Origin of the sequence: Cryobacterium sp. TMT1-2-2 (genome assembly GCF_004403505.1) — a bacterium.
In the GTDB taxonomy this organism is placed as follows: domain Bacteria; phylum Actinomycetota; class Actinomycetes; order Actinomycetales; family Microbacteriaceae; genus Cryobacterium; species Cryobacterium flavum.
On the sequence record NZ_SOGS01000013.1, the window covers coordinates 39,940 to 60,345 of the forward strand.

At 65.8% G+C, this 20,406-nt stretch carries 23 protein-coding genes and 1 pseudogene; 16 read left to right on the forward strand and 8 right to left on the reverse strand.

All coding sequences use genetic code 11. The annotated features are described in order from the left end of the window. Positions 1–191: 191 nt before the first annotated feature. The gene (gene ftsY / locus E3T35_RS08340; protein WP_092341210.1) at positions 192–1,067 is read left to right on the forward strand and encodes a signal recognition particle-docking protein FtsY; all 876 of its coding nucleotides are present in this window, start codon (positions 192–194) and stop codon (positions 1,065–1,067) included. 22 nt (positions 1,068–1,089) lie between these two features. Further along, positions 1,090–1,593 carry a DUF2004 domain-containing protein gene (locus E3T35_RS08345; protein ID WP_134344357.1) on the forward strand — a complete coding sequence of 168 codons (504 nt, stop codon included), beginning with the start codon at positions 1,090–1,092 and terminating at the stop codon, positions 1,591–1,593. A 154-nt stretch (positions 1,594–1,747) separates the two neighbouring features. Here E3T35_RS08345 and E3T35_RS08350 read toward each other — a convergent pair whose 3' ends face one another. After that, positions 1,748–3,202, reverse strand: coding sequence for an MFS transporter (locus E3T35_RS08350; RefSeq protein WP_134378471.1), 1,455 nt, complete (start codon positions 3,200–3,202; stop codon positions 1,748–1,750). On the opposite strand from E3T35_RS08350, the gene E3T35_RS08355 reads away from it, so the two are divergent. From E3T35_RS08355 to E3T35_RS08370, 4 genes are all read left to right on the forward strand, one after another. Next, the gene (locus tag E3T35_RS08355) at positions 3,186–3,455 is read left to right on the forward strand and encodes a hypothetical protein (protein WP_134344353.1); all 270 of its coding nucleotides are present in this window, start codon (positions 3,186–3,188) and stop codon (positions 3,453–3,455) included. The genes E3T35_RS08350 and E3T35_RS08355 overlap by 17 nt on opposite strands. Positions 3,456–3,462: 7 nt before the next feature. Beyond that, complete coding sequence (gene ffh / locus E3T35_RS08360) at positions 3,463–5,052, forward strand: signal recognition particle protein (protein WP_134344351.1); 1,590 nt, start codon at positions 3,463–3,465, stop codon at positions 5,050–5,052. A gap of 155 nt (positions 5,053–5,207) precedes the next feature. Beyond that, on the forward strand, positions 5,208–6,005 hold the full coding sequence (locus E3T35_RS08365) for an LLM class F420-dependent oxidoreductase (RefSeq protein ID WP_134344349.1): 798 nt from the start codon (positions 5,208–5,210) through the stop codon (positions 6,003–6,005). A 163-nt stretch (positions 6,006–6,168) separates the two neighbouring features. Next, positions 6,169–6,987 (forward strand): SDR family oxidoreductase, encoded by an 819-nt coding sequence (locus tag E3T35_RS08370; protein ID WP_134378473.1) that lies wholly within the window; start codon positions 6,169–6,171, stop codon positions 6,985–6,987. Between the two features lie 145 nt (positions 6,988–7,132). Here E3T35_RS08370 and E3T35_RS08375 read toward each other — a convergent pair whose 3' ends face one another. The 4 genes and pseudogenes from E3T35_RS08375 to E3T35_RS08385 form a co-directional block, all read right to left on the reverse strand. Then, the gene (locus E3T35_RS08375; protein WP_134378475.1) at positions 7,133–7,720 is read right to left on the reverse strand and encodes an NmrA family NAD(P)-binding protein; all 588 of its coding nucleotides are present in this window, start codon (positions 7,718–7,720) and stop codon (positions 7,133–7,135) included. Positions 7,721–7,771: 51 nt separating this feature from the next. Further along, positions 7,772–8,002, reverse strand: a complete 231-nt coding sequence (locus E3T35_RS19745) for a DUF3253 domain-containing protein (RefSeq protein WP_241987650.1) — start codon at positions 8,000–8,002, stop codon at positions 7,772–7,774. Positions 8,003–8,041: 39 nt separating this feature from the next. Further along, a pseudogene (locus E3T35_RS19750) lies at positions 8,042–8,176 on the reverse strand (DUF2256 domain-containing protein); the annotation flags it as partial. 1 nt (position 8,177) lies between these two features. Beyond that, the gene (locus tag E3T35_RS08385; protein WP_134344343.1) at positions 8,178–9,314 is read right to left on the reverse strand and encodes a glutamate--cysteine ligase; all 1,137 of its coding nucleotides are present in this window, start codon (positions 9,312–9,314) and stop codon (positions 8,178–8,180) included. A gap of 201 nt (positions 9,315–9,515) precedes the next feature. On the opposite strand from E3T35_RS08385, the gene rpsP reads away from it, so the two are divergent. Genes rpsP through rimM form a run of 3 tightly spaced genes read left to right on the forward strand, consistent with a single transcriptional unit; the run spans position 9,516 to position 10,809 of the window. Beyond that, positions 9,516–9,920, forward strand: a complete 405-nt coding sequence (gene rpsP, locus E3T35_RS08390) for a 30S ribosomal protein S16 (RefSeq protein WP_092341199.1) — start codon at positions 9,516–9,518, stop codon at positions 9,918–9,920. A 3-nt stretch (positions 9,921–9,923) separates the two neighbouring features. Next, entirely contained in the window at positions 9,924–10,160 is a 237-nt protein-coding gene (locus E3T35_RS08395) for an RNA-binding protein (protein ID WP_092108900.1), read from the forward strand. A gap of 4 nt (positions 10,161–10,164) precedes the next feature. Next, a complete protein-coding gene (gene rimM / locus E3T35_RS08400; protein ID WP_241988776.1) occupies positions 10,165–10,809 on the forward strand; it encodes a ribosome maturation factor RimM in 645 nt (214 codons plus the stop codon). A 75-nt stretch (positions 10,810–10,884) separates the two neighbouring features. Here rimM and E3T35_RS08405 read toward each other — a convergent pair whose 3' ends face one another. The 3 genes from E3T35_RS08405 to nirB are packed head-to-tail and all read right to left on the reverse strand — an operon-like array spanning position 10,885 to position 15,564. Beyond that, the gene (locus E3T35_RS08405) at positions 10,885–12,081 is read right to left on the reverse strand and encodes a uroporphyrinogen-III synthase (protein WP_134378479.1); all 1,197 of its coding nucleotides are present in this window, start codon (positions 12,079–12,081) and stop codon (positions 10,885–10,887) included. Next, positions 12,081–12,920, reverse strand: a complete 840-nt coding sequence (cobA, locus tag E3T35_RS08410) for a uroporphyrinogen-III C-methyltransferase (protein ID WP_134378481.1) — start codon at positions 12,918–12,920, stop codon at positions 12,081–12,083. Before cobA ends, E3T35_RS08405 begins: the two co-directional genes overlap by 1 nt. A gap of 4 nt (positions 12,921–12,924) precedes the next feature. Next, the gene (gene nirB / locus E3T35_RS08415; protein ID WP_134378483.1) at positions 12,925–15,564 is read right to left on the reverse strand and encodes a nitrite reductase large subunit NirB; all 2,640 of its coding nucleotides are present in this window, start codon (positions 15,562–15,564) and stop codon (positions 12,925–12,927) included. Positions 15,565–15,854: 290 nt separating this feature from the next. Between nirB and nirD the strand changes: the two genes are divergently transcribed. The 7 genes from nirD (at position 15,855) to E3T35_RS08450 (ending at position 20,396) form a co-directional block, all read left to right on the forward strand. Next, positions 15,855–16,241 carry a nitrite reductase small subunit NirD gene (gene nirD / locus E3T35_RS08420; RefSeq protein ID WP_092341194.1) on the forward strand — a complete coding sequence of 129 codons (387 nt, stop codon included), beginning with the start codon at positions 15,855–15,857 and terminating at the stop codon, positions 16,239–16,241. After that, complete coding sequence (locus E3T35_RS08425; RefSeq protein ID WP_134344333.1) at positions 16,238–17,035, forward strand: sirohydrochlorin chelatase; 798 nt, start codon at positions 16,238–16,240, stop codon at positions 17,033–17,035. Before nirD ends, E3T35_RS08425 begins: the two co-directional genes overlap by 4 nt. 9 nt (positions 17,036–17,044) lie before the next feature. Then, entirely contained in the window at positions 17,045–17,770 is a 726-nt protein-coding gene (gene trmD, locus E3T35_RS08430) for a tRNA (guanosine(37)-N1)-methyltransferase TrmD (RefSeq protein ID WP_092341192.1), read from the forward strand. 66 nt (positions 17,771–17,836) lie between these two features. Beyond that, complete coding sequence (locus tag E3T35_RS08435; RefSeq protein ID WP_134378485.1) at positions 17,837–18,373, forward strand: hypothetical protein; 537 nt, start codon at positions 17,837–17,839, stop codon at positions 18,371–18,373. A gap of 174 nt (positions 18,374–18,547) precedes the next feature. Next, positions 18,548–18,889, forward strand: a complete 342-nt coding sequence (gene rplS, locus E3T35_RS08440; protein ID WP_092341190.1) for a 50S ribosomal protein L19 — start codon at positions 18,548–18,550, stop codon at positions 18,887–18,889. Positions 18,890–18,969: 80 nt separating this feature from the next. After that, entirely contained in the window at positions 18,970–19,752 is a 783-nt protein-coding gene (lepB, locus tag E3T35_RS08445; protein ID WP_134344329.1) for a signal peptidase I, read from the forward strand. After that, positions 19,752–20,396 carry a ribonuclease HII gene (locus E3T35_RS08450; RefSeq protein WP_134344327.1) on the forward strand — a complete coding sequence of 215 codons (645 nt, stop codon included), beginning with the start codon at positions 19,752–19,754 and terminating at the stop codon, positions 20,394–20,396. Before lepB ends, E3T35_RS08450 begins: the two co-directional genes overlap by 1 nt. Positions 20,397–20,406 lie beyond the last annotated feature (10 nt).

Here is a 20,406-nt window from a genome sequence, read left to right on the forward strand (position 1 = left end):
CGCCTCGGTATTTTGGGATCCGAAGCAACGACGTCAACGCTACTGCGCCGCACGAATACGGGGCAGGGAGCCGGTCACGTGCTGTCACACACTGTCACGCGGCGTCACACAGGTTGCGCGGAACGTTTCGCGCGCTAGCCGGGCAGCCGATCGCCGCGCGCAAGCCGTCGCCGTCCCCGTAGGCTAGGGACATGGCTGAACGCACCCCCTGGTCCCTCTCCGGCGCACTGCGCGGAATGTTCGCGAAGAAGACCATCGACGCCGACACCTGGGAAGACCTCGAGGATGCCCTGCTGCAGGCCGACTTCGGCCCGAATGTCACCGAAGCTGTCATCGCAGACTTGCGCGCCAAGGTCGCCAAGTACCACACGACAGACCCGACAGATCTCCAGCGGATGCTTCGCGAAGGCATCGAAGAGCGGCTCTCGGTTCTCGACTCCACCCTGACGCTCTCCGAGCGCCCCGCCATCGTGCTGGTCGTCGGGGTGAACGGCGTGGGCAAAACCACCACGATCGGCAAGTTCGCCAAGTTTCTGGGCACCTACGGTCGCAGCGTCGTGATCGGGGCCGCCGACACGTTCCGCGCCGGCGCGGTCGAGCAGCTGTCGACCTGGGCCGAACGCGCCGGTGCGCAAATCGTCAAGCCGCAGATGACCGGGCAGGATCCGGCATCCGTCGCCTTTCAGACCGTCGAGAAGGCGAAGAATGAGGGCATCGAAATCGTGCTCATCGACACCGCCGGGCGGTTGCAGACCAAGGGCGGCCTGATGGACGAGCTCACCAAGATTCGCCGCGTCGTCGAGAAGCAGGGCTCGATCGCCGAGGTGCTGCTCGTGCTCGACGCCACGACCGGTCAGAACGGACTCGCCCAGGCCGAAGCGTTCATCGAACATGCCGGAGTGACCGGGCTCGTGCTGACCAAGCTTGACGGCTCAGCCCGCGGCGGCTTCGTGCTGGCAGTGCAGGAGAAAACGGGCATCCCGATCAAACTCGTCGGGCAGGGTGAGGGCATCAACGACCTCACCGGGTTCACCCCGCACGTCTTCGCGCAGAAACTCGTCGGCTGATGGACAATATTAAGGGAGCGATATGAGCATCGAACACGATTTCTTCGGAATTCTCGGCGACGAAGACGAGGGCGAGGTCTACTGGTCGGAGTCGGCCGAACTCGGTGACCAGAGCGTCGAAATCGATCTCAATTCGCCCGATGAAGAATCGGTGACCGCCGAGGCTCTTGATATTGCCGCAGCCATGATCGGCGCCATGGAGGACCTCGACTCGCAGGTGCGCGAGTCCCTGGTAGCCGACCTGTCGGCTGAGGTGTCGGTGACCAGCCAATACATCGCCGAGCAGCTCGACGAGATGGACCAGGAGGCGATTGAGAACGCCATCATCTGGGATTCCGGCGACCAGCAGATCGACTTTCTGCGCTCACTGCGCCTGCAGCGCATCGGCTTTCATCCGCACCACAACGGCAGCGAGGCGCACTTCGCGGTGCTCGAGTACGCCATCAGCCCCGACGACACCGACGGCCTGCTGGTCGTGACGATCGACGTGCACGGCGACACGGTTCTGGTAGCCCTCGACAGCTGACCCTGCACGAGGTGCTTTATAGCCGGGTGCTTTATGGCCGGGTGCTTTATGGCCGGGTCCTTCAGGGACGGGGCCCGGGCCCGGTCCCTGGGCCCAGCTTATAAACTGGGCCCGTGGCTGGAAGGTGGGCCCGGAGCCCCGGAGCCCCGGACGGCTACCCCAGGTGCACCGCAGACCCCGCGCCGAGCAGGTCCTCCTTGCGCGGGCGCACCAGGAAGAACGCAATCGGCGCCGCCGCGAAGATGATGATGGCCGCCCACAGGAAGGCGGACTGGTATCCGCTCACGAGGGCGCCGAGTTGCACGGCCTGTGACGGTTCCTTATCGACCAGATACGAGCTGACGGCTGCGGTGTACAGCGCGGTGAACAGGGCCGTTCCGAGCGATCCGCCGATCTGCTGCATGGCCGTCACGGCCGCGCTCGCAGCCCCGGCGTCGTGGTCGGCGATTCCCGACAGTGCCACGTTCTGCAGTGGCACGAAGATCATCGCGAGGCCGGTACCGAGCAGAATAAGCCCGGGCAGCACCTCGAGCGCATAGTTGCCGCCGACCGTGATGCCGGTCAGCCAGAGCAACCCGGCCGCGCCGACGACCGGTCCGACGGTCATCGGAATGCGTACTCCGGTGCTGGCCAGAAACTTCGACAGCACGCCGGCACCGATCATGATCGTCACGGTCATCGGCAGCGAAGCAATGCCCGACTGGATCGGGGTGTAGCCCAGCACGATCTGAAAGTAGAGCGTGAGAAAGAGCAGCCCGCCGAGCAGCGCCGCGCCCGAGAGCAGCGCGGTGAGAAAGGCGCCGCCGCGCACCTTGTTCGCCATAATGCGAAGCGGCAGCAGCGGATGATTGCTCCGACTTTCCACCAGCACGAACAGTCCCAGCAGCACCAGTCCCAACGGGAGGCAGACGAGCACGGGCCACGTGCCCCACCCGTTCTCAGCCTGTGCGAAGCCGAAAACCAGGGATCCCAGGCCGAGTGCCACGAGAACAGCCCCCGGCACGTCGTACCGCGTGTTGCCGTGCGCTTTGCTCTCGCCAATGACCGGGATCGCGGCCGCGATGGCCACGATGGCGATCGGTACGTTCACGTAGAGGCACCAGCGCCAGCTCGCATACTCGGTCAGCACGCCGCCGAGAATGAGGCCGACGGCCGCGCCGCCGCCGGCGATTGCGCCATAGACGGCGAATGCCTTGATGCGGTCCTTGCCGCCGGGAAAGTTCACCGTGAGCAGGGCGAGCGACGCCGGTGCGAGCAGCGCGGCAAACAGTCCCTGCAGACCGCGGGCGGCGAGTAGCTCCCAGGTGCTCTGGGCGGCACCGCCGAGGGCGGAGGCGATGGCGAACCCGGCCATGCCCACGATGAAGGAGCGCTTGCGCCCCCAGAAGTCGGCGATGCGCCCGCCGAGCAGCAGAAGGGCGCCGAACACGAGCGAGTACAGGGTGACGACCCAGGTGCGGTCGCCGTCGCTCGTGCCGAGCGCTTCCTGCGCTTGGGGGAGCGCGATATTCACGATCGTGCCATCGAGCACCACGGTGAGCTGGGCGAGCGCCACGATGGCGAGCAGCAGCCACTTTCGGGGGTGGGGCGCGGTGGCCCTCGAAGTCATGCTCGGCTATCGCGACGAGCAGGTGCGCCGCATCCGCTTGGCGCAGGAGGCGGGACGGGTCGACGCTGCGTGGGACCCGGTTGAGCTCATGACGCTCATCTTCGGTATCGCCTCGGCCTGGGTGCACGAGCCTGGCGCTTCCCCGGCCCCCGGCGGCATTCCCGACCCGGCAGCCATGGCGGGCCGCCGCACCAACGTCATCCGCGCGGTCGAGCGCCTGATCGCACCGAGTGCAATTCGGCCGATAAACTGACACCATCATGGCAACTTTTGGAAACCTCTCAGATCGTCTTGCCGAGACGTTCAAAAACCTCCGTACCAAGGGCAAGCTCAGCGCAGCGGATGTCGATGGCACAGTCCGCGAGATCCGTCGCGCCCTGCTCGACGCCGACGTGGCCCTCGAGGTCGTCAAGGACTTCACCGGCAAGGTGCGCGAGCGCGCCCTCGGCGACGAGGTCAGCAAGGCCCTGAACCCGGCCCAGCAGGTTGTGCAGATCGTCAACGACGAGCTCATCACGATTCTCGGTGGCCAGCAGCGTCGGCTCGAATTCGCCAAGAAGCCGCCGACCATCATCATGCTCGCGGGCCTGCAGGGTGCCGGTAAGACCACCCTCGCCGGCAAGCTCGCCAAGTGGCTCGCCAAAGACGGCCACACCCCGCTGCTCGTCGCCGCCGACCTGCAACGCCCCAACGCCGTCACGCAGCTGGAAGTCGTCGCGAAGCAGGCCGGCGTCGCCGTGTACGCGCCCGAGCCCGGCAACGGCGTCGGTGACCCGGTCAAGGTGGCCCGCGACGGCGTGAAGTACGCCCTGCAGAAGGTGCACGACGTGGTCATCGTGGACACCGCGGGACGCCTCGGCGTCGACGCCGAGCTCATGAAGCAGGCCGCAAATATCCGCAAGGCGATCGATCCCGACGAGGTGCTCTTCGTCATCGACGCCATGATCGGCCAGGACGCCGTCGCCACGGCGAAGGCCTTCCAGGACGGTGTCGACTTCACCGGTGTCGTGCTGACCAAGCTCGACGGTGACGCCCGCGGTGGCGCGGCCCTCTCGGTCGCGTCGCTCACCGGCCGCCCGATCATGTTCGCCTCGACCGGTGAGGGACTCGACGACTTCGAGCCGTTCCACCCCGACCGCATGGCCGGTCGTATCCTCGACCTCGGTGATATCCTCACCCTGATCGAGCAGGCGCAGGGCGCGTTCGACGAGGACGAGGCCCGCAAGGTCGCCGAGAAATTCGCGACTGACACCTTCACCCTCGACGACTTCCTCGGCCAGATGCAGCAGCTGCGCAACATGGGTTCGATCAAGAAGATGATGAGCATGCTCCCCGGCGCCGGCGCCATGAAGGCGCAGCTCGAAAACTTCGACGAGCGCGAGATCGTGCGCACCGAGGCCATCATCCAGTCGATGACCAAGCTCGAACGCACCACGCCGAAGCTGCTCAACGGCTCCCGCCGCCTGCGCATCGCTCGCGGATCGGGCTCGAGCGTCACCGAGGTCAACCAGCTCGTGCAGCGCTTCGAGCAGGCCGCCAAGATGATGAAAACCGTCGCCAAGGGCGGCATGCCCAACATTCCCGGAATGGGCCCGATCCCCGGTGCCGGCTACGGCGGCAAACCCAAGCAGGTGGCCAAGAAGAAGGGCTCCAAGTCGGGCAACCCGGCCAAACGGGCCGCCGAGAACGCCGCGATCGCCTCGGGCGTCAAGCCGACCGGAGAATCCGTCAAAGCGGATGCCGTCGGTTCCGGCTTCGGCCTCGGCTCCGGCGCCCAGCCCGGCAAGGGTAAAGCAGGCGGGCCGACCGAAGAGGAAATGGCCGCGCTTCAGAAAATGCTCGGCCGGTAGCATCCGCTCGTGGACGGGGCCCAGGCCCGGTCCACGGGCCCAGCTTATAAACTGGGCCCGTGGCCATAGGGTGGGCCCGCGAAAGGCTGGGAACCCGCGCTGAATTCGGCGCCGGGCGTCGCGACCAGCACTGGGCCCGGTCCTAGGCTTGAACCATGACTTCGACGACGAACCAGACGAACCGCAGCATGCGCTTGGGCGTACAGATCGCCCCGCAGCACGCCCAGTACTCCAAAATTCGTGACACGCTCACTGAAGTGGAGGCGCTCGGCGCCGACATCGCCTTCAACTGGGACCACTTCTTTCCGCTCACCGGCGAACCCGACGGCCTGCACTTCGAATCATGGACCATCCTTGCCGCCTGGGCCGAGCAGACCACGACCCTCGAATTCGGTGCCCTGGTCAACTGCAACAGCTATCGCAACGCCGACCTGCAGGCGGACATGGCCCGCACGATCGACCACATCAGCGGCGGACGCTTCATCTTCGGTACCGGCGCCGGCTGGTTCGAACGCGACTACCAGGAGTACGGCTACGAGTTCGGCACCCCAGGCACCCGCCTGAACGCGCTCGACGACAGCCTGAACCGCATCGAGGCTCGCTGGGCCAAGCTCAACCCATTGCCCACCCGCGATATCCCGGTGCTCATCGGCGGTGGCGGCGAGAAGAAAACCCTCCGCATCGTCGCCCAGCACGCCGACATCTGGCACTCGTTCTCGAACCCCGAAGTGCTCGAGCACAAGCTCGGCGTGCTCGGCGCCTGGTGCGACGAGGTCGGCCGCGATATCAGCGAAATCGAGATCTCCACGGAACTGCGGGGGCGCACGGTGGAAGACGCCAACACGCTCTATGACCTCGGCACCCGCCTGTTCACGGTCGGCATCACCGGCCCCGACTACGATCTCGGCCCGGCGACCGACTGGCTGGCCTGGCGCGACAGCAAGAACGCCTGATTCGACTCGGCCCAGAAGCTGGACCAACGTCGGGCGTTGTAGGTTCGCCACCAGTAAAGCGGTCGGAGCGCGTGAGCGACAGCGGACGCCCCGTGCCGGCGGGAAGTCTTTGCCCTCGTCGAACGTTATCCGTGTAGGTCAGCCAATTGAAAGGAATATACCCATGAGCAAGACTTGGTTTATTACTGGCGCGTCCAAGGGGTTTGGCCGCCAGTGGACGGAAGCTGCGTTAGAACGTGGCGACAGCGTTGCAGGCACCGCACGAAAATTGGAAACTCTCGATGCTCTCGTTGAGAAGTACCCGAATACTTTTTTGCCGATGCGGCTCGACGTCACGGACCGGGACGCGGATTTCGCGGCCGTGCAAGAGGCGGCCGAGCACTTCGGTCAGCTCGATATCGTCGTCAATAACGCTGGGTTCGGTCACTTCGGCATGGTTGAGGAGTTGACCGAAGACGAGGCCCGCGCTCAAATCGAGACGAACCTGTTCGGCGCGCTCTGGATCACACAGGCGGCGGTGCCCGTCATGCGAAAGCAGGGTTCGGGTCACATCATCCAGGTCTCGAGTATCGGCGGTATCAGCGCCTTTCCCACCGTCGGTATCTACCATGCGTCGAAGTGGGCACTCGAGGGCTTTTCACAGTCGCTCTCCCAGGAGGTCGCGGGCTTCGGCATTAACGTGACACTGGTGGAACCCGGTAGCTTCTCGACCGATTGGTCGGGTCCCTCCGCCTCGCGTAGCGACGAGATGGCGGAGTACGCCGATGTGCGACAGGCGGCGGCGCGTCGTCCCTCTGCAAACGATCCCGGTGACCCGGAGGCTACCAGGGGCGCGATTCTCAAGGTCGTCGATGCACAGAAGCCGCCACTGCGCATCTTCTTCGGCAAGGCGCCCCTGGGCATCGCGACGAAGGACTACGAGTCACGACTGGCCACGTGGAACGAATGGCAGCCGGTGTCGATTGAGGCACACGGTGCCTGAGTCTCCAGGACCACCGCGCACTCAACGGTGAGCTGGCGGAACCTTCAAGCGCAGGAAATTTTCCCAGCCGCAGCGGGTGAATCAGCAAACTCCGCGTGCGGTTCCAGGACATTCCGCGACGAAACGAGGGCCAGAGTCGGGATTGTCAGGTGGTGGGCAGGGCGGCTGTCGTCTGTGCGGGATTCCAGACCGCGCGCTCGCGGTGGGCGAATTCGGCGAAGCGAATGGGCTCCCGGCCAAGGACCCCGCGCACCGTGTCGGTCAGCTCGCCCGCCATGCCGAGGCGGGCGGTGGTGTAGATCGCGGCAGTGAATAAAACCATTCCCCACGGCATGCCGAGGGTGCGGCGTGCGTGTTGGAGGTATCGCATGATGCCGGTCCGTGCATAGCGAATGGGGCGGCCGAGTTCGTCCGTCAAGATCTGGGCAACCTGCTGGTAGGTGAGGGCTTCACTCCCCGTCACCGTGTCGGCGGTGTCGGTGTCGGCGTGGGACGATGGGGCGAGCAGGGCGGCCGCGGCGATCGCGCCGATGTCTTCCAGATCGACGAATGCGGTCGCGCCCCGCCCGGCCGGAACCATGATCTCGTCGCGATCACGGATGTCGGTCAGGTGGGTGGTGGAGAGGTTCTGGTGGAAGAACGAGGCGCGAACGAACGTCCACGCGACCCTCGATGTGCGAAGCCAGGTTTCGATGGCGGCATGCGGTACGACCAGGTTTGGATCGTTCGCCATTCGAAAACGTCTCGTCGTGCTTCCCTACCCAAATGTTATCCGTCGTGATCGCTAGCGCACCCGCCGTAGCCGAATCGGGCCTTTCGCTGTCGACGGGTCGACCACGGCGCCGCCTTGGGTGATCTGCAGTTCACCGCGGGAGACCATGCGGCGGGCGGCTCGCCTGGCCGGTTCCATGAGATCGCGCCATTCCTCATTGCCGACAGCCTTCGCCGCGTCGGACGGACAGATCGTGGCGGCCTGTGCCCGGGCAGTGAGCAGGGTCGTAATCGATTCTTCCAACCGCAGATCGGTCGCGGTGACCCCGCGGTTACGGCATGAGTCCGAACAGTATTTCACCGAATCCCAGTCGCGCGCCCACTTCACGCGCCACTCGATCCGGCGGCCACACGACGCGCAGGTCTTCTCCGGGACGCGATCCGCAGGGGTCGAATCGGCCCGTTGATGGTGCACCATTCTAGCGGCCCAGCCCCTCGGCCAGCTCGTGGCTGAGCGCCGCAACGACCGCGGGCAGGCTGCCGCCGTGGGTGGCAGCCACGGCGAGCTGCCGCTGGTAGCTGCCGCCGTCGTCGACGATGCGGTGGAGGCCGAGCAGCTCCGGCAGGCAGCCGAGGCGCTCCGCGGTGGGGGAGAGCGTCTCGATGAGGCGACGCACGTCATCCGTTACCAGGCATTCGGCGCCCATTGCATCGAGGATGATCTCGGCGCCCAGCCCATAGCGGGCCGCCCGCCACTTGTTCTCACGCACGAACCACGGCTGCATGCGCGGTACGTCTTCGCCTTGGTCGAGGCGGGTGGACATCCACTCGACCAGGCACTGGATGAACGCGGCGATCGCGGCGAGTTCCACGGCGGTGGAGACTCCATCGCAGACGCGCACCTCGATCGTGCCCCAGCGCGGTGACGGGCGAATATCCCAGCGCACCTCGGTGACGTCCTCGATGATGCCGGTCACCGCCATGTCGTCGACGTAACGCTCCCAGGCGTCCCAGTCGGGCAGGTCCCACGGCAGGCCGGCGGTTGGAAGCTGCTGGAACATGAGCGAGCGATTGCTCGCGTAGCCGGTGTCGACGCCGGCCCAGAACGGGCTCGATGCGCTGAGCGCCTGCAGGTGCGGCACGTAGGTGAGCAGGCCGTGCATGATCGGAATCACTTTGGCCTTGTCCTCGATGCCGACGTGCACGTGAATGCCCCAGATCATCATGTTGCGCCCCCACCACTGCGTGCGGTCGATGAGCTTGTGATAGCGAGCCTTGTCGGTGATGGTCTGGTCAAACCACTGCGCAAACGGATGCGAGCCGCTACAGATCACGTCCACCTCGCGACCTTCCAGAACGCGACGTACCTCACCGAGCTGGCCGGCGACATCCGCTACCGCGTGGCCGACGGTGTCGTGCACGCCGGACACCAGCTCGACCGTGTTGAGCAGCAGCTCACCGGTGATCGTGGGGTGGGCCGAACCGTCGGGACCGCGCAGGGCGTCGAGCACCTGGTCGGCGATATTTGCCAGATCGCCGGTCTCGCGGTCGACGAGGGCGACCTCCCACTCGATGCCCACGGTCGAGCGGGCGGATCGGGCGAAGTCGAGTGGCACGGGAGCTCCTTGGGTGGACCGGTGACGGCCATTGAGGTTCGATTATCACAATGACAGCAATCTCTGACACAATGATTAGTCGCGATCCGTTGTGCCCGACCCTCTATCTCGGTGCAACGTGATCCTATAGAGCTTATGCCGAGTGTGCCCCCACGCTCACGGCCCAAGGTTCGCCAAACAACGAATTAACACTGGAGAATTGTGGCTGTCAAAATCCGTCTGAAGCGCATGGGCAAGATCCGTGCACCGTACTACCGCATTGTCGTTGCCGACGCGCGCACCAAGCGCGACGGTCGTGTCATCGAAGAAATCGGCATCTACCACCCCACGGAGGAGCCCTCTGTCATCGAGGTCAAGTCCGAGCGTGCGCAGTACTGGCTCAGCGTGGGCGCTCAGCCGACCGAGCAGGTTGCTGCACTCCTCAAGCTCACGGGCGACTGGGGCATCTTCAAGGGCGACAAGAACGCCAAGAGCACCGTCAAGGTGAAGGAACCGAAGGCTGCTTTCGTCGCTGACGAGAAGAAGAAGCCGGTTCTCAAGCCCAAGGCTGAGAAGCCGGTCGCCAAGGCCCCCGAGGTCGCTGCAGAAGCAACCGAAGAGGCGTAACTGTTGCTTGCTCCCGCGCTCGAACACCTTGTCAAGGGGATCGTTGATCACCCGGACGATGTGCACGTTGCAGAAAAGAATTCTGCAAGAGGCGAGGTGCTCGAGGTTCGTGTGAACCCCGAGGATCTCGGCCGGGTCATTGGTCGTGCGGGTCGAACCGCCAAGGCCCTGCGCACCCTCGTTGCAGCTCTGGCCGATGGTCGACGCGTTCGCGTCGACGTCGTCGACACCGATTTCTAGTTCAGTGAACGACGCAACTGTGGACGACAGCGAGAAGGACCGCACCCAGCAGTTACGGGTGGGGCGCCTGACCAAGGCTCACGGCCTCAAGGGAGCAATCAAGCTCGAACTGTTCACGGATGACCCGGGACGACGTTTCGTCCCGGGCGCCGTGTTCACCCTGCAGGTTCCGACCGGCTCGGCCTGGCACGGCAAGACGATCGAACTCGTCGAGCTCCGCTGGTATAACCAGCACGCGGTCGGTTTTTTCAAGGATGTCGTCGATCGCAGCGCGGCGGAAACGCTCGCGAAGGCGATCCTCTGGATCGACGCGGACGTCGCCGAGCAGTCGGATGAAGAAGACGCCTGGTACGACCACCAGCTGGTCGGCCTCGCCGTCATGCGTGACGGTGTGCGCATCGGCACCATCGGTCGCCTCGAGCACATGCCCGCGCAAGACTTGTTGATCGTGAAAACGCCCACCGGCGACGTCATGATCCCTTTCGTGAAGGCCATCGTGCCGAGCGTCGACGTGAAAAACGGCGTAGTCACGATCACGCCGCCGCCCGGGCTGCTCGAAGAGCTGCCCGAGGACCCGACTGACGCTGAGCCTACTCTTGAAACTGACTCTGACACGGATGCCGCGGCATCCGCTCTTAAGACAGACTAAGACTCAGACCGCACCCCTGCCGGACTGTACCGATGTGTTTCACACGGGAACAGCCCGGCATCTGTGCGTCCTGGGCTAGACGTTGAGGCGGTAGCCGCGCTTGACCACCGTCGCGACCAGCCCGGGAATGCCGAGCGTCTGCCGCAGCCGGCTGAGCGAGACCTCCATGGCATGGTCGTCGGAGTCGCCGGCCAGGGCCAGCGTGAGGTCCTCACGGGAGACGACCGCCCCGCGTGCCCGCACGAGCGCCCGCAGAATGGCGACGGCCGTCGGCGGCAGCTGCACACGTTCCTCGCCGACCTGCACGAGCGAACCGCGCAGCTGCACGAGCCCGTTCTGGGTCTCGACCCGCTCGATCATGTTCTGCTCGAGGTGTTCGCAGACCAGCCGAATCAGCGCGCCCATGCGAAAACGGGTCGGCTGAATGGGTGCGATCCCCGCGGCGATCAGCGGGGCACTGGTCACCGGGCCGACCGCTGCCGCGCAGACCTGGGTCTGCAGCGCCTTGAGTAGCTCGGGGTAGACCTCCATGCCTTCCGCCGCGGTGAACAGCGCGTGCACGGCCGGCGCACTCGTAAACGTGACGCAGTCCAGCTGGCGGGCACAGATTGCCTCGACCAGTTTGTACACCCGCTCGTCGGTGTCGTCGACGGCGATCCACCGGTACGGCGCGACGACGAGCACGCGCTCGTGCACCGCGCGCAGCCGGTCGAGCTGCTGTTCGTCGGTGGCTCCGTGCACCTGGATTCCGATCGTGAGCCCGGGCGAGTACTCGGCCAGAACCTTGTCAACGAGCGAGGCCGTCGTCTCCGAATCGCTCATCCCGGAGTCACCCAGCCCGGTCGCCCGAATGCCGCCACGCGCTTTCGGCCCGCGCACCAGGATGGTCGTCTCGGCCAGGGCGTCGGTCAGGTCGGAGCCGAGACCATCGGCCTCGGCCACCTCGAACCAGCGGCGCACTCCGTAACCGGTGGTCGCGAGCAGAATATCGGGCCGCGCGGCGATCATGGTGCGGGTGTCATCGAGCAGCGGGCCGTCCTGCTGCGAGTGCGCGATGCGCAGGGTCGGCGCGTGCACAACGCGCGCACCGCGCCGCTCAAAGGCGTCGATCAAGTCGCTGGAGCGCCGATCACTCGTCACGCCGATACGAAAGCCCTCAAGTTGGTTCGCCTGCAGAAACGGTGCCGCGACCTCGATCGGCTCGACGGCACCCGGCAGGCGCGCGTGGTGCGCGTACAGATCGGGTGCGGGCACATCGTTCGTTTCCGTCATCAGTCGGTGCCCGCAAACTCGGCCGCTCGGGCCACGAGGTCCTCGGCGGCGGCGTCGCCGCTGTAGGCGAGGCGTACGACCTCGCCGACGACCAGCACGGCGGGGCTGCGCACGCCGGCGGCAGCGGCATCGGCCAGCACCGCCGACAGTGTGCTCACGGTGGTGCGCTGGGTGGCGCTGAACCCGCGTTCAATAATGGCCACGGGCATCTCGGCCGACATGCCGTGCCGGAGCAGCCCCTGACTGAGGGTCGGCAGGGTGCCGACGCCCATGAGTACCACGATGGTGCTGCCGAGCAGGGTGAGTCCTTCGAGTTCGTTGTCGGTGAGTGGTGCGTGGCCGCTGATCACGGTGAAGGCGTGGCTGATGCCGCGGTGGGTCAGCGGGATTCCGGCCGCGGCCGGCACCGCAAGCGCACTCGTGACGCCGGAGATGACGGTGACGGCGATGCCATTGCGGTGGCAGGCGAGCACTTCTTCACTCCCGCGACCGAAGACATAGGGGTCGCCGCCCTTGAGCCGCACGACGCGTTTGCCGGCGAGGGCATGCTCGACCATGAGTTCTTCGATTCCGGTCTGCGAGACCGGGTGGCTGCCGGCGCGTTTGCCGACGTCGATGAGCGTCGCCTGGGGTGCGAGGGAGGCGAGGTCGTCGCTCGGCGCGAGGCGGTCGAACAACACGACATCCGCTTGCGCGAGGGCGGTCACCGCGGCCACGGTCAGCAGTTCAGCGGCACCGGGGCCGCCACCCACCAGGGTGACGGGACCGGTGGTCACTGGGTCGGCGGCTACTGAACTGGAGCTGACTGACCCAGCCGTACGGGAACTCTGGGCTGTCATTTGCCTACTCTTTTCGAACGGGAATGCGGCTTCCACTTAGGAGAACAGTACTCGACGAGGCCCGTTCGGCCGGAGTCGCCGGCCTTATTTGGTCACGCTCCGTAACGAGCGCGATGCTCGGGTCGGGTTCGGCCGGAGCGTTCACGAAGGAACGAAACCGGCGCAGTCGTTCAGGGTCGGCGAGCGTCGCCGCCCACTCGTCTTCGTAGTTGTCGACGTGGGCGAGCATGGCCTGCTCGAGCTCCTCGGCCAGTCCAAGCAAGTCGTTGATGACGACGTCGCGCACGTGCTCGAGGCCGCCCTCGAGGTCCTCCATCCAGCGGGCGGTGCGCTGCATCCGATCGGCCGTGCGAATGTAGTACATCATGTAGCGGTCGATGTACTTGATCAGGGTTTCTTCATCGAGGTCGGTCGCGAGCAGCTGCCCGTGCGCCGGCTGAAAACCGCCGTTGCCGCCGACGTACATGTTCCAGCCGTTGTCGCTCGCGATAATGCCGACGTCCTTGGCCCGGGCTTCGGCGCACTCGCGGGCGCAGCCCGACACCCCGAACTTGAACTTGTGCGGCGCGCGCAGGCCGCGATAGCGCAATTCGAGCCGAATCGCGAGGCCGACGGCATCCTGCACGCCGAACCGGCACCAGGTGGAGCCGACGCAGGACTTCACGTTGCGCAGCGCTTTGCCGTAGGCCTGCCCCGACTCGAAGCCAGCGTCCACCAAAATGCGCCAGATGTCGGGCAGCTGTTCCAGCCGGGCGCCGAACAGGTCGATGCGCTGTCCGCCCGTGATCTTGGTATAGAGGTCGAAGTCGAGCGCGACCTGGGCGATCACGGCCAGTTTGGTCGGGGTGATCTCGCCACCCGGAATGCGGGGGACCACCGAGTAGGTGCCGTCCTTCTGCATGTTGGCCATGGCGCGGTCGTTGGTGTCCTGCAGGGTGCCGCGGCCGGCATCAAGAATGTAGGAGGTGTTCTGGCTGGCCAGGATGGAGCCGACGGCTGGCTTGCAGACATCACAGCCACGACCGGTGCCGAAGCGGGAGAAGATCTCGTCGCTCGACGTGAGCCCCAGCACCCGCACCGATTCGAACAGCTCTTGGCGGCTCAGCTCGAAGTGCTCGCACAGGGCGTGCGAGACCGTTTGACCGGATGCAGTCAGCTCGGCCTCAAGGATCTTCTTGACCAGCGGCACGCACGAACCGCACTGGGTGCCGGCCCGGGTGCAGACCTTGAGCGCGCCGAGCTCGGTACAGGCATCGGTGTGGTCGTCGCCGCGAACGGCATTTCGCACCGCGCCGGCCGAGACCATGTTGCAGGAGCAGACCAGGGCGTCGTCGGGCAGTTCGTCGCCAGCCGGGGCCTCGGCGCCGGCGGCTGAGAGGTAGGCGGCGGGCTCGCTGCTGAGCTGTCGGCCCACCATCGGGCGGAGTGCCGAGTAGGGCGTGGCGTCACCGACGAAGATGCCGCCGAGCAGGGTTTTGGCGTCGTCGGTCATGACAAGCTTTTGGTACAGCCCACGGGCCGGGTCGGCGTAGACGATTTCCAGCGAGCCGGGCGTCGTCGCGAGGGCGTCGCCGAAGCTCGCGACGTCGACGCCGGACAGCTTGAGCTTGGTGGCATCGTCGACGGTCGTGAACTCGGCGATGCCGCCGAGCAGACGGTCGGCGACGACCTCGGCCATGGCGTTGGCCGGGGCGACGAGGCCCACGCAGCGATCGTTCCAGCTGGCGACCTCGCCGATCGCCCAGATGCCCGGGTCGCTGGTGCGGCAGTCGTTGCCGATCGTGACGCCGCCGCGGGTGCCCACGGTGAGCCCGGCATCGCGGGCCAGTTCGTCGCGAGGCGAGATGCCGATCGCGTAGACGACCATGTCGGCGGCGATGTCGCGGCCGTCGCCGAGCTGCAGGCCGGTCACGGCGGTGTTGTCGTCGTTGGTGAGGATGGTGCGGGCGCGGGTGCCGAGGTGCAGTTCGATGCCCTGGGCAACGATGAGCCGGCCGAGCGACTGTCCGCCGCCCTCGTCGAGCTGGGCGGACATGAGCCAGCCGCCGGAGTGCACGATGGCCGATTCGGCGCCGAGCTTGTGCAGTCCGCCGGCCGCTTCGAGGCCGAGCAGACCGCCGCCGGCCACGACGACCTTGGGGGTGCGGCCGAGTGAGGCGGTCAGAGCGGCGAGTTCGTCGACGAGGGCGTCGACGTCGTCGAGGGTGCGGTACACCCGAATATGTTCGTGGCCGGGCAGCTCCGGTACGGGGGCACTGGAACCGGTGGCGAGCACGAGGTCGTCGTACTGCAGCACCGCGCCGGTCGACGTCGTGACTGTGCGGGCGAGCCGGTCGATGCTTGTGGCCCGTTCGTTGATGCGCAGCGCGATGCGTTCGCTGTTCCACGGGGCCGTGGGCTCGAGGGTGAGGTCGATCAGGCCGGCCAGGCGCTGGCTCAGCGCGACCCGGTCGTAGGGTCGGTGGTTTTCTTCGGCCAGCACGGTGATCGAGAGGGCGTGCTCGGTGTCGCGGGAGTGCAGCGCGTCGGTGAGGCGGTGCGCGGCCGGTCCGCCGCCGATAACGATGACGCGGCGCGGGGCGTCTGGATCGGCGCTGGCGGCATCCGCTGGGGTCGTCGATGTGACGGCGTGCGTCGAATCCATAGCGGGAGCCGCAGGGTCTGGGGCAGAATACGCGGAGGCGGTTTCACGAGAAGCTGGCATCAGCATCCTTTCAAAGCGGGGCGATCATGAGCGTAGTTCGGGGCAGTTTCACCCTCGTGTCGCACGTGTGTCCCGTACTGGTCGAAAGCCCCACAGTGCGGCGTTCCCGCTGTGAGGCGGGTTTCACTCGGGGGAAACATAGGGGGCGACTAGCCGAAATATGGCTCGCCTACCGTGGTACCAACGCACAAACGCGACAACCCCCGATAGAAACTCCCTGGGAGCGCACCATGACGATGACCGACATGACAACGACCATGACCCGCCCCACAGTGGTCTGGGAGCGCGCCTGCGCCGTGACCGATCTGGAACCCAGCTGGGGCGAAGCCGCACTGATCCGCATGAAGCAGATCGCCTTATTTCTGCTCTCGCCCACCGAGATCTACGCCGTCGACCACCGCGACCCGCACACCGAGGCCAACGTCATGGCCCGCGGCATCGTCGGGTCCAAGGGAGACCGCCCCACCATCGCTTCACCGCTGCACAAAGAGGTCTACGACCTCGGTACCGGCGAATGCTTCACCAACCCGACCCTCGTGCTGAACACCTACGAGACCCGCATTGTCGGCGGCTATATCGAGGTCGCGGTCGAGACTGAACTACTCGCTGCGGCATGACCCTGCTTGGGGAACGGCGCGACACTGAACGGCGCAGCACCTTCGGGCGCCGCGCTGCGATCAGCACGCCGCTGCCCGCCGCGCTCGTCGCCATCTCGCACGGCACCAACTCGCCTGACGGCCAGGCGGCCATCGCCGCTCTCGTCTCGGCCGTCTCCCTCGCCCGCCCCGATCTAGCTGTGACCGGGGGTTTCGTTGATGTGCAGCAACCGGATGTCGCGGCGAGCCTTGGCGCGGTACGCCCGGACTGCGCCGCTGTCGTAGTGCCCCTGCTGCTCTCGGCCGGGTACCACGTCCACGTCGACCTGCAACGTGAAACCAGTGCGCACGACCGCGTGACGACGGTGTCGCGCGCGCTCGGCCCGGACGACCGACTCATCGACGTGCTGGTGCAGCGCCTTCTGGCCGACGGGTTCGACAGGCGGGTACGCGGCCAGGAGATCGTGCTCGCCGCCGCCGGCTCGAGCGATTCCCGCGCAGTGCACGACTGCCGCACGGTCGGCGGCCTGCTGGAACAGCGCCTCGGCGTGCGCGTCACCGTGGGCTTTCTCTCGGCCGCAACGCCGCGACTGGCCTGCGCCGTCACCGGGGCCCGGCTCCGGAGCGCCAACGTCACCGTCAGCACCTATCTCGTGGCTCCCGGATTCTTCTTCGACCTGACCCGCGCCCAGAGCGTCGGCGCCGACCTGGTCACCGCTCCGCTGCTCCTGCCGGGGGAATCCGCCCCCGCTCCGTTGGTTGATCTGGTTCTCGACCGATACCTCGAGGCGAAAGAGAGCGCCGGACTCTTCTAGAATTTGACCATGCGCATCGATATTGTCACCATTTTTCCCGAATTCTTCGATGTGCTCGATCTGTCTCTGCTCGGCAAGGCCCGGCAGAGCGGACTGATTGATCTGGGCGTGCACAATCTGCGCGACTCCACCATTGACCGGCACCACTCGGTCGATGACACCCCCTACGGCGGCGGTGCCGGAATGGTCATGAAGGCGGAGCCGTGGGGCGCGGCCCTGGACGCCATTCTCGGTTCCGATGCGCCCGCTGCTGCGCCCGCTGCACAGGCCGAGGGCGGCCCCATCCTCATCTTTCCCTCACCGGCGGGCGACCAGTTCACCCAGGCGATGGCCCGCGAGCTGTCCCTCGAGCAGCACCTTGTCTTCGGCTGCGGCCGCTACGAGGGCATCGACCAGCGTGTGGTCGACCACTACTCACAGCGCGGCCGGGTGCGCCTGGTCAGCCTCGGCGACTACGTGCTCAACGGGGGAGAGGTCGCCGTCATGGCCATGATCGAAGCGATCGGCAGGCTCATTCCCGGTGTCGTCGGCAATCCCGCGAGCCTCGTCGAGGAATCCCACGAAGACGGCCTGCTCGAATACCCGAGTTACACCAAGCCGGCCAGCTGGCGCGGCCTCGAAGTGCCGCCGGTGTTGCTCAGCGGCAACCACGGCGCCATCAGCACCTGGCGGCGCCAGCAGCAGATCGAACGCACCGAACGGGTGCGCCCCGATCTATTGCCGCGCACAATCTAGAGCACAACCTTCTGCCTCCAGCGAACGCCAAGGTTAGTGTCAGTCCCCGTCGATAAACTTGGGGTCGTGATCATCCGCCGTGCCTTCTACCACTGGCAATTTATTGCCGCCGGAGCCCTGCCGCTCTGGCTTCTCGTCGGTTCCGCCATATTTGGCTCCGGTGCCTGGGCGGTCCTGGGCATCTTCTTCGGAGCCGTTCTGATCGGCCTCGGGCTACTGCTGGTGGCACTCGTCATCTACGCGCGCAAAGAGGTCCGCGAAACCCGGGCGGTCTCCTACGCCGATGTCGGCGTGCTTGCACTCTGGCACCTGCTCATCATCGCAATTCCCTTTTCAACGGATGCCGCCGGCTGGCTCAGTGTGCTCGTCATCATCGGCGGGCTGGCCGTGTTCTGGTTCGCCGTCTGGGAGCTGTTCGCCGCTGCCCGGCGTCGCATGCGCGCCATGGTCGACCTGGTGGAACAGCAGGCGCGCGGGCAGTCTGCGCAGGGCCGGTCTGCGCCGGCCGGGCCGCAGCATCCACTGCCCGGCCGCGGCGCGCCCTTCGGACGACCCGGCACCCCCGAGACCATCATCATCGAAGAAAAGCGCGACCGGCCCTAACCTGCCCGCCCCGCTTTGCAGTGCGCGTCAGTTCATGGCAGAATAGGCGATTGTGCCGCTGCAGGACTCTGCCACAGGGGAACCTGCTTTGTGCGGCGCACATCCTTATACTGATTGCTTCGAATGAAGCACCTAGCGTAGTCGACCTGTGGCGGGTACAGAGAGCGAAACAACATGCATATTCTCGACGCGGTAGACGCCCCATCGCTGAAGACAGATCTTCCTGACTTCCGTGCCGGCGACACCGTCAAGGTTCACGTCAACATCATTGAGGGAACCCGCTCTCGTATCCAGGTCTTCCAGGGAGTCGTCATCGGCCGCTCCGGCGAAGGCGTGCGCGAAACGTTCTGCGTTCGCAAGGTCAGCTTTCAGATCGGCGTCGAGCGTACCTTCCCGGTGCACTCCCCGGTCATCGACCACATCGAGATCGTGACCCGCGGCGATGTTCGTCGCGCGAAGCTGTACTACCTGCGCGACCTGCGTGGCAAGAAGGCCAAGATCAAGGAAAAGCGCTAACTTTCGCGCCTACTAAGATCCAACCGGATTCTTCACTGAGCTCCCCATCACCTAAACTGATGGGGAGCTCAGGCGGTTAAATGACAGATGAAGTGCTCGCCTCCAGGTCCGATCATCGGGTGACAGGGTCGAAGAAGTCTCGCAGTAAGAAGGCGTCCAGCAAGAAGCGCAGCGTCTTACTGTTCATCCGCGACCTCCTGATCATTTTCGTGGTCGCACTGCTCATCTCCTTCCTGATCAAGACCTTCCTGATCCGGTCGTTCTATATCCCCTCCGGGTCGATGGAGAACACCTTGCAGATCAACGACCGCATCATCGTGAACCAGCTCGAACCGGAGCTGATTCCGATCACTCGCGGCGACGTCATCGTGTTCAAGGATCCGGGCGGATGGTTGCTGCCCCAGGCGGACGTGGTGCAAAACCCGATCGTGGCCGGCGCCGACTGGCTGCTCTCGGTCGTTGGACTCTCAGCTCCCGACAGCAATGATCACCTCATCAAACGCGTCATCGGGCTGCCCGGCGACCACGTCGTGTGCTGTAACGCCCTCGGCCAGATGAGCGTCAACGATGTTCCTCTCGACGAGTCGGCCTACGTGCTGCTGCCGGCCGGCGAGACCACGGTGTCCAAGGACGACTTCGACGTCACCATCCCGGCGGACTCGCTCTGGATGATGGGCGACAACCGCTACAACTCCAAGGACTCCCGCTACAACGGTGACACCGCCGGCAAGGGCTACGTCCCCATCGAAAACGTGGTCGGTCGTGCCCTCGTCGTGAGCTGGCCGCTGGCCCGCTGGGCCTGGCTGGATGACTACCCCGATGTGTTCCGCGAGGTGGAACAAGCCGACAAAGGCTCCGAGTAGTGGCCGTGTCCGACCCCACCCTCGAGGTGGAGTTCGACCTGCTGCGCACCGGCGCCAGCTTCGTGATCGGCTGTGACGAGGTGGGCCGCGGCGCTCTCGCCGGGCCAGTGGCCGTAGGATTTGCCGCGGTGAACGCATCCGTTCTGGCCATGCCGGTGGGACTACGCGATTCCAAGATGCTCAGCGAACCGCGCCGGGAACTTCTCGCCCCCCTCGCCTCGCAGTGGGCGACGCACTCGGCCGTCGGGCTCGCCTCGGCCGCCGAGGTCGATGAACTCGGCATCATCGCCTGCCTCGGGCTGGCCGGTAAGCGTGCCCTGTCCGATCTATACCTGCAGGGTGTCGATGTGGCCGGCAGCATCGTGCTGCTCGATGGCAGCGACGACTGGCTGAACAAGGCCCTGGCCACCCCGTTGAGCGTCGTGACCCGCATCAAAGCCGACCGGGATTGCGGGTCGGTGGCGGCGGCATCCGTTATTGCTAAGGTGCACCGCGACCGTCTGATGATCGCCGCACACGATGGCGCTCCCGGCTACGGCTGGGCGTCGAACAAGGGCTACGGCAGCGCGGCACACATGAGCGCGATCGACCTGCTCGGGCCGAGCCCTCTACACCGAAAATCGTGGCTCAAAATCTCAGCGTAAGATGAGATCA

Bases quoted from the DNA above. Each gene is read 5' to 3' on its own strand.
- cobA (WP_134378481.1), bottom strand. From the start codon at position 12,920: ATGACAGCCCAGAGTTCCCGTACGGCTGGGTCAGTCAGCTCCAGTTCA.
- E3T35_RS08370 (WP_134378473.1), top strand. From the start codon at position 6,169: ATGAGCAAGACTTGGTTTATTACTGGCGCGTCCAAGGGGTTTGGCCGC.
- nirD (WP_092341194.1), top strand. From the start codon at position 15,855: ATGACGATGACCGACATGACAACGACCATGACCCGCCCCACAGTGGTC.
- trmD (WP_092341192.1), top strand. From the start codon at position 17,045: ATGCGCATCGATATTGTCACCATTTTTCCCGAATTCTTCGATGTGCTC.
- ffh (WP_134344351.1), top strand. From the start codon at position 3,463: ATGGCAACTTTTGGAAACCTCTCAGATCGTCTTGCCGAGACGTTCAAA.
- ftsY (WP_092341210.1), top strand. From the start codon at position 192: ATGGCTGAACGCACCCCCTGGTCCCTCTCCGGCGCACTGCGCGGAATG.
- E3T35_RS08345 (WP_134344357.1), top strand. From the start codon at position 1,090: ATGAGCATCGAACACGATTTCTTCGGAATTCTCGGCGACGAAGACGAG.
- nirB (WP_134378483.1), bottom strand. From the start codon at position 15,564: ATGGATTCGACGCACGCCGTCACATCGACGACCCCAGCGGATGCCGCC.
- rplS (WP_092341190.1), top strand. From the start codon at position 18,548: ATGCATATTCTCGACGCGGTAGACGCCCCATCGCTGAAGACAGATCTT.
- E3T35_RS08350 (WP_134378471.1), bottom strand. From the start codon at position 3,202: ATGACTTCGAGGGCCACCGCGCCCCACCCCCGAAAGTGGCTGCTGCTC.
- lepB (WP_134344329.1), top strand. From the start codon at position 18,970: ATGACAGATGAAGTGCTCGCCTCCAGGTCCGATCATCGGGTGACAGGG.
- E3T35_RS08425 (WP_134344333.1), top strand. From the start codon at position 16,238: ATGACCCTGCTTGGGGAACGGCGCGACACTGAACGGCGCAGCACCTTC.
- E3T35_RS08375 (WP_134378475.1), bottom strand. From the start codon at position 7,720: ATGGCGAACGATCCAAACCTGGTCGTACCGCATGCCGCCATCGAAACC.
- E3T35_RS08405 (WP_134378479.1), bottom strand. From the start codon at position 12,081: ATGACGGAAACGAACGATGTGCCCGCACCCGATCTGTACGCGCACCAC.
- E3T35_RS08365 (WP_134344349.1), top strand. From the start codon at position 5,208: ATGACTTCGACGACGAACCAGACGAACCGCAGCATGCGCTTGGGCGTA.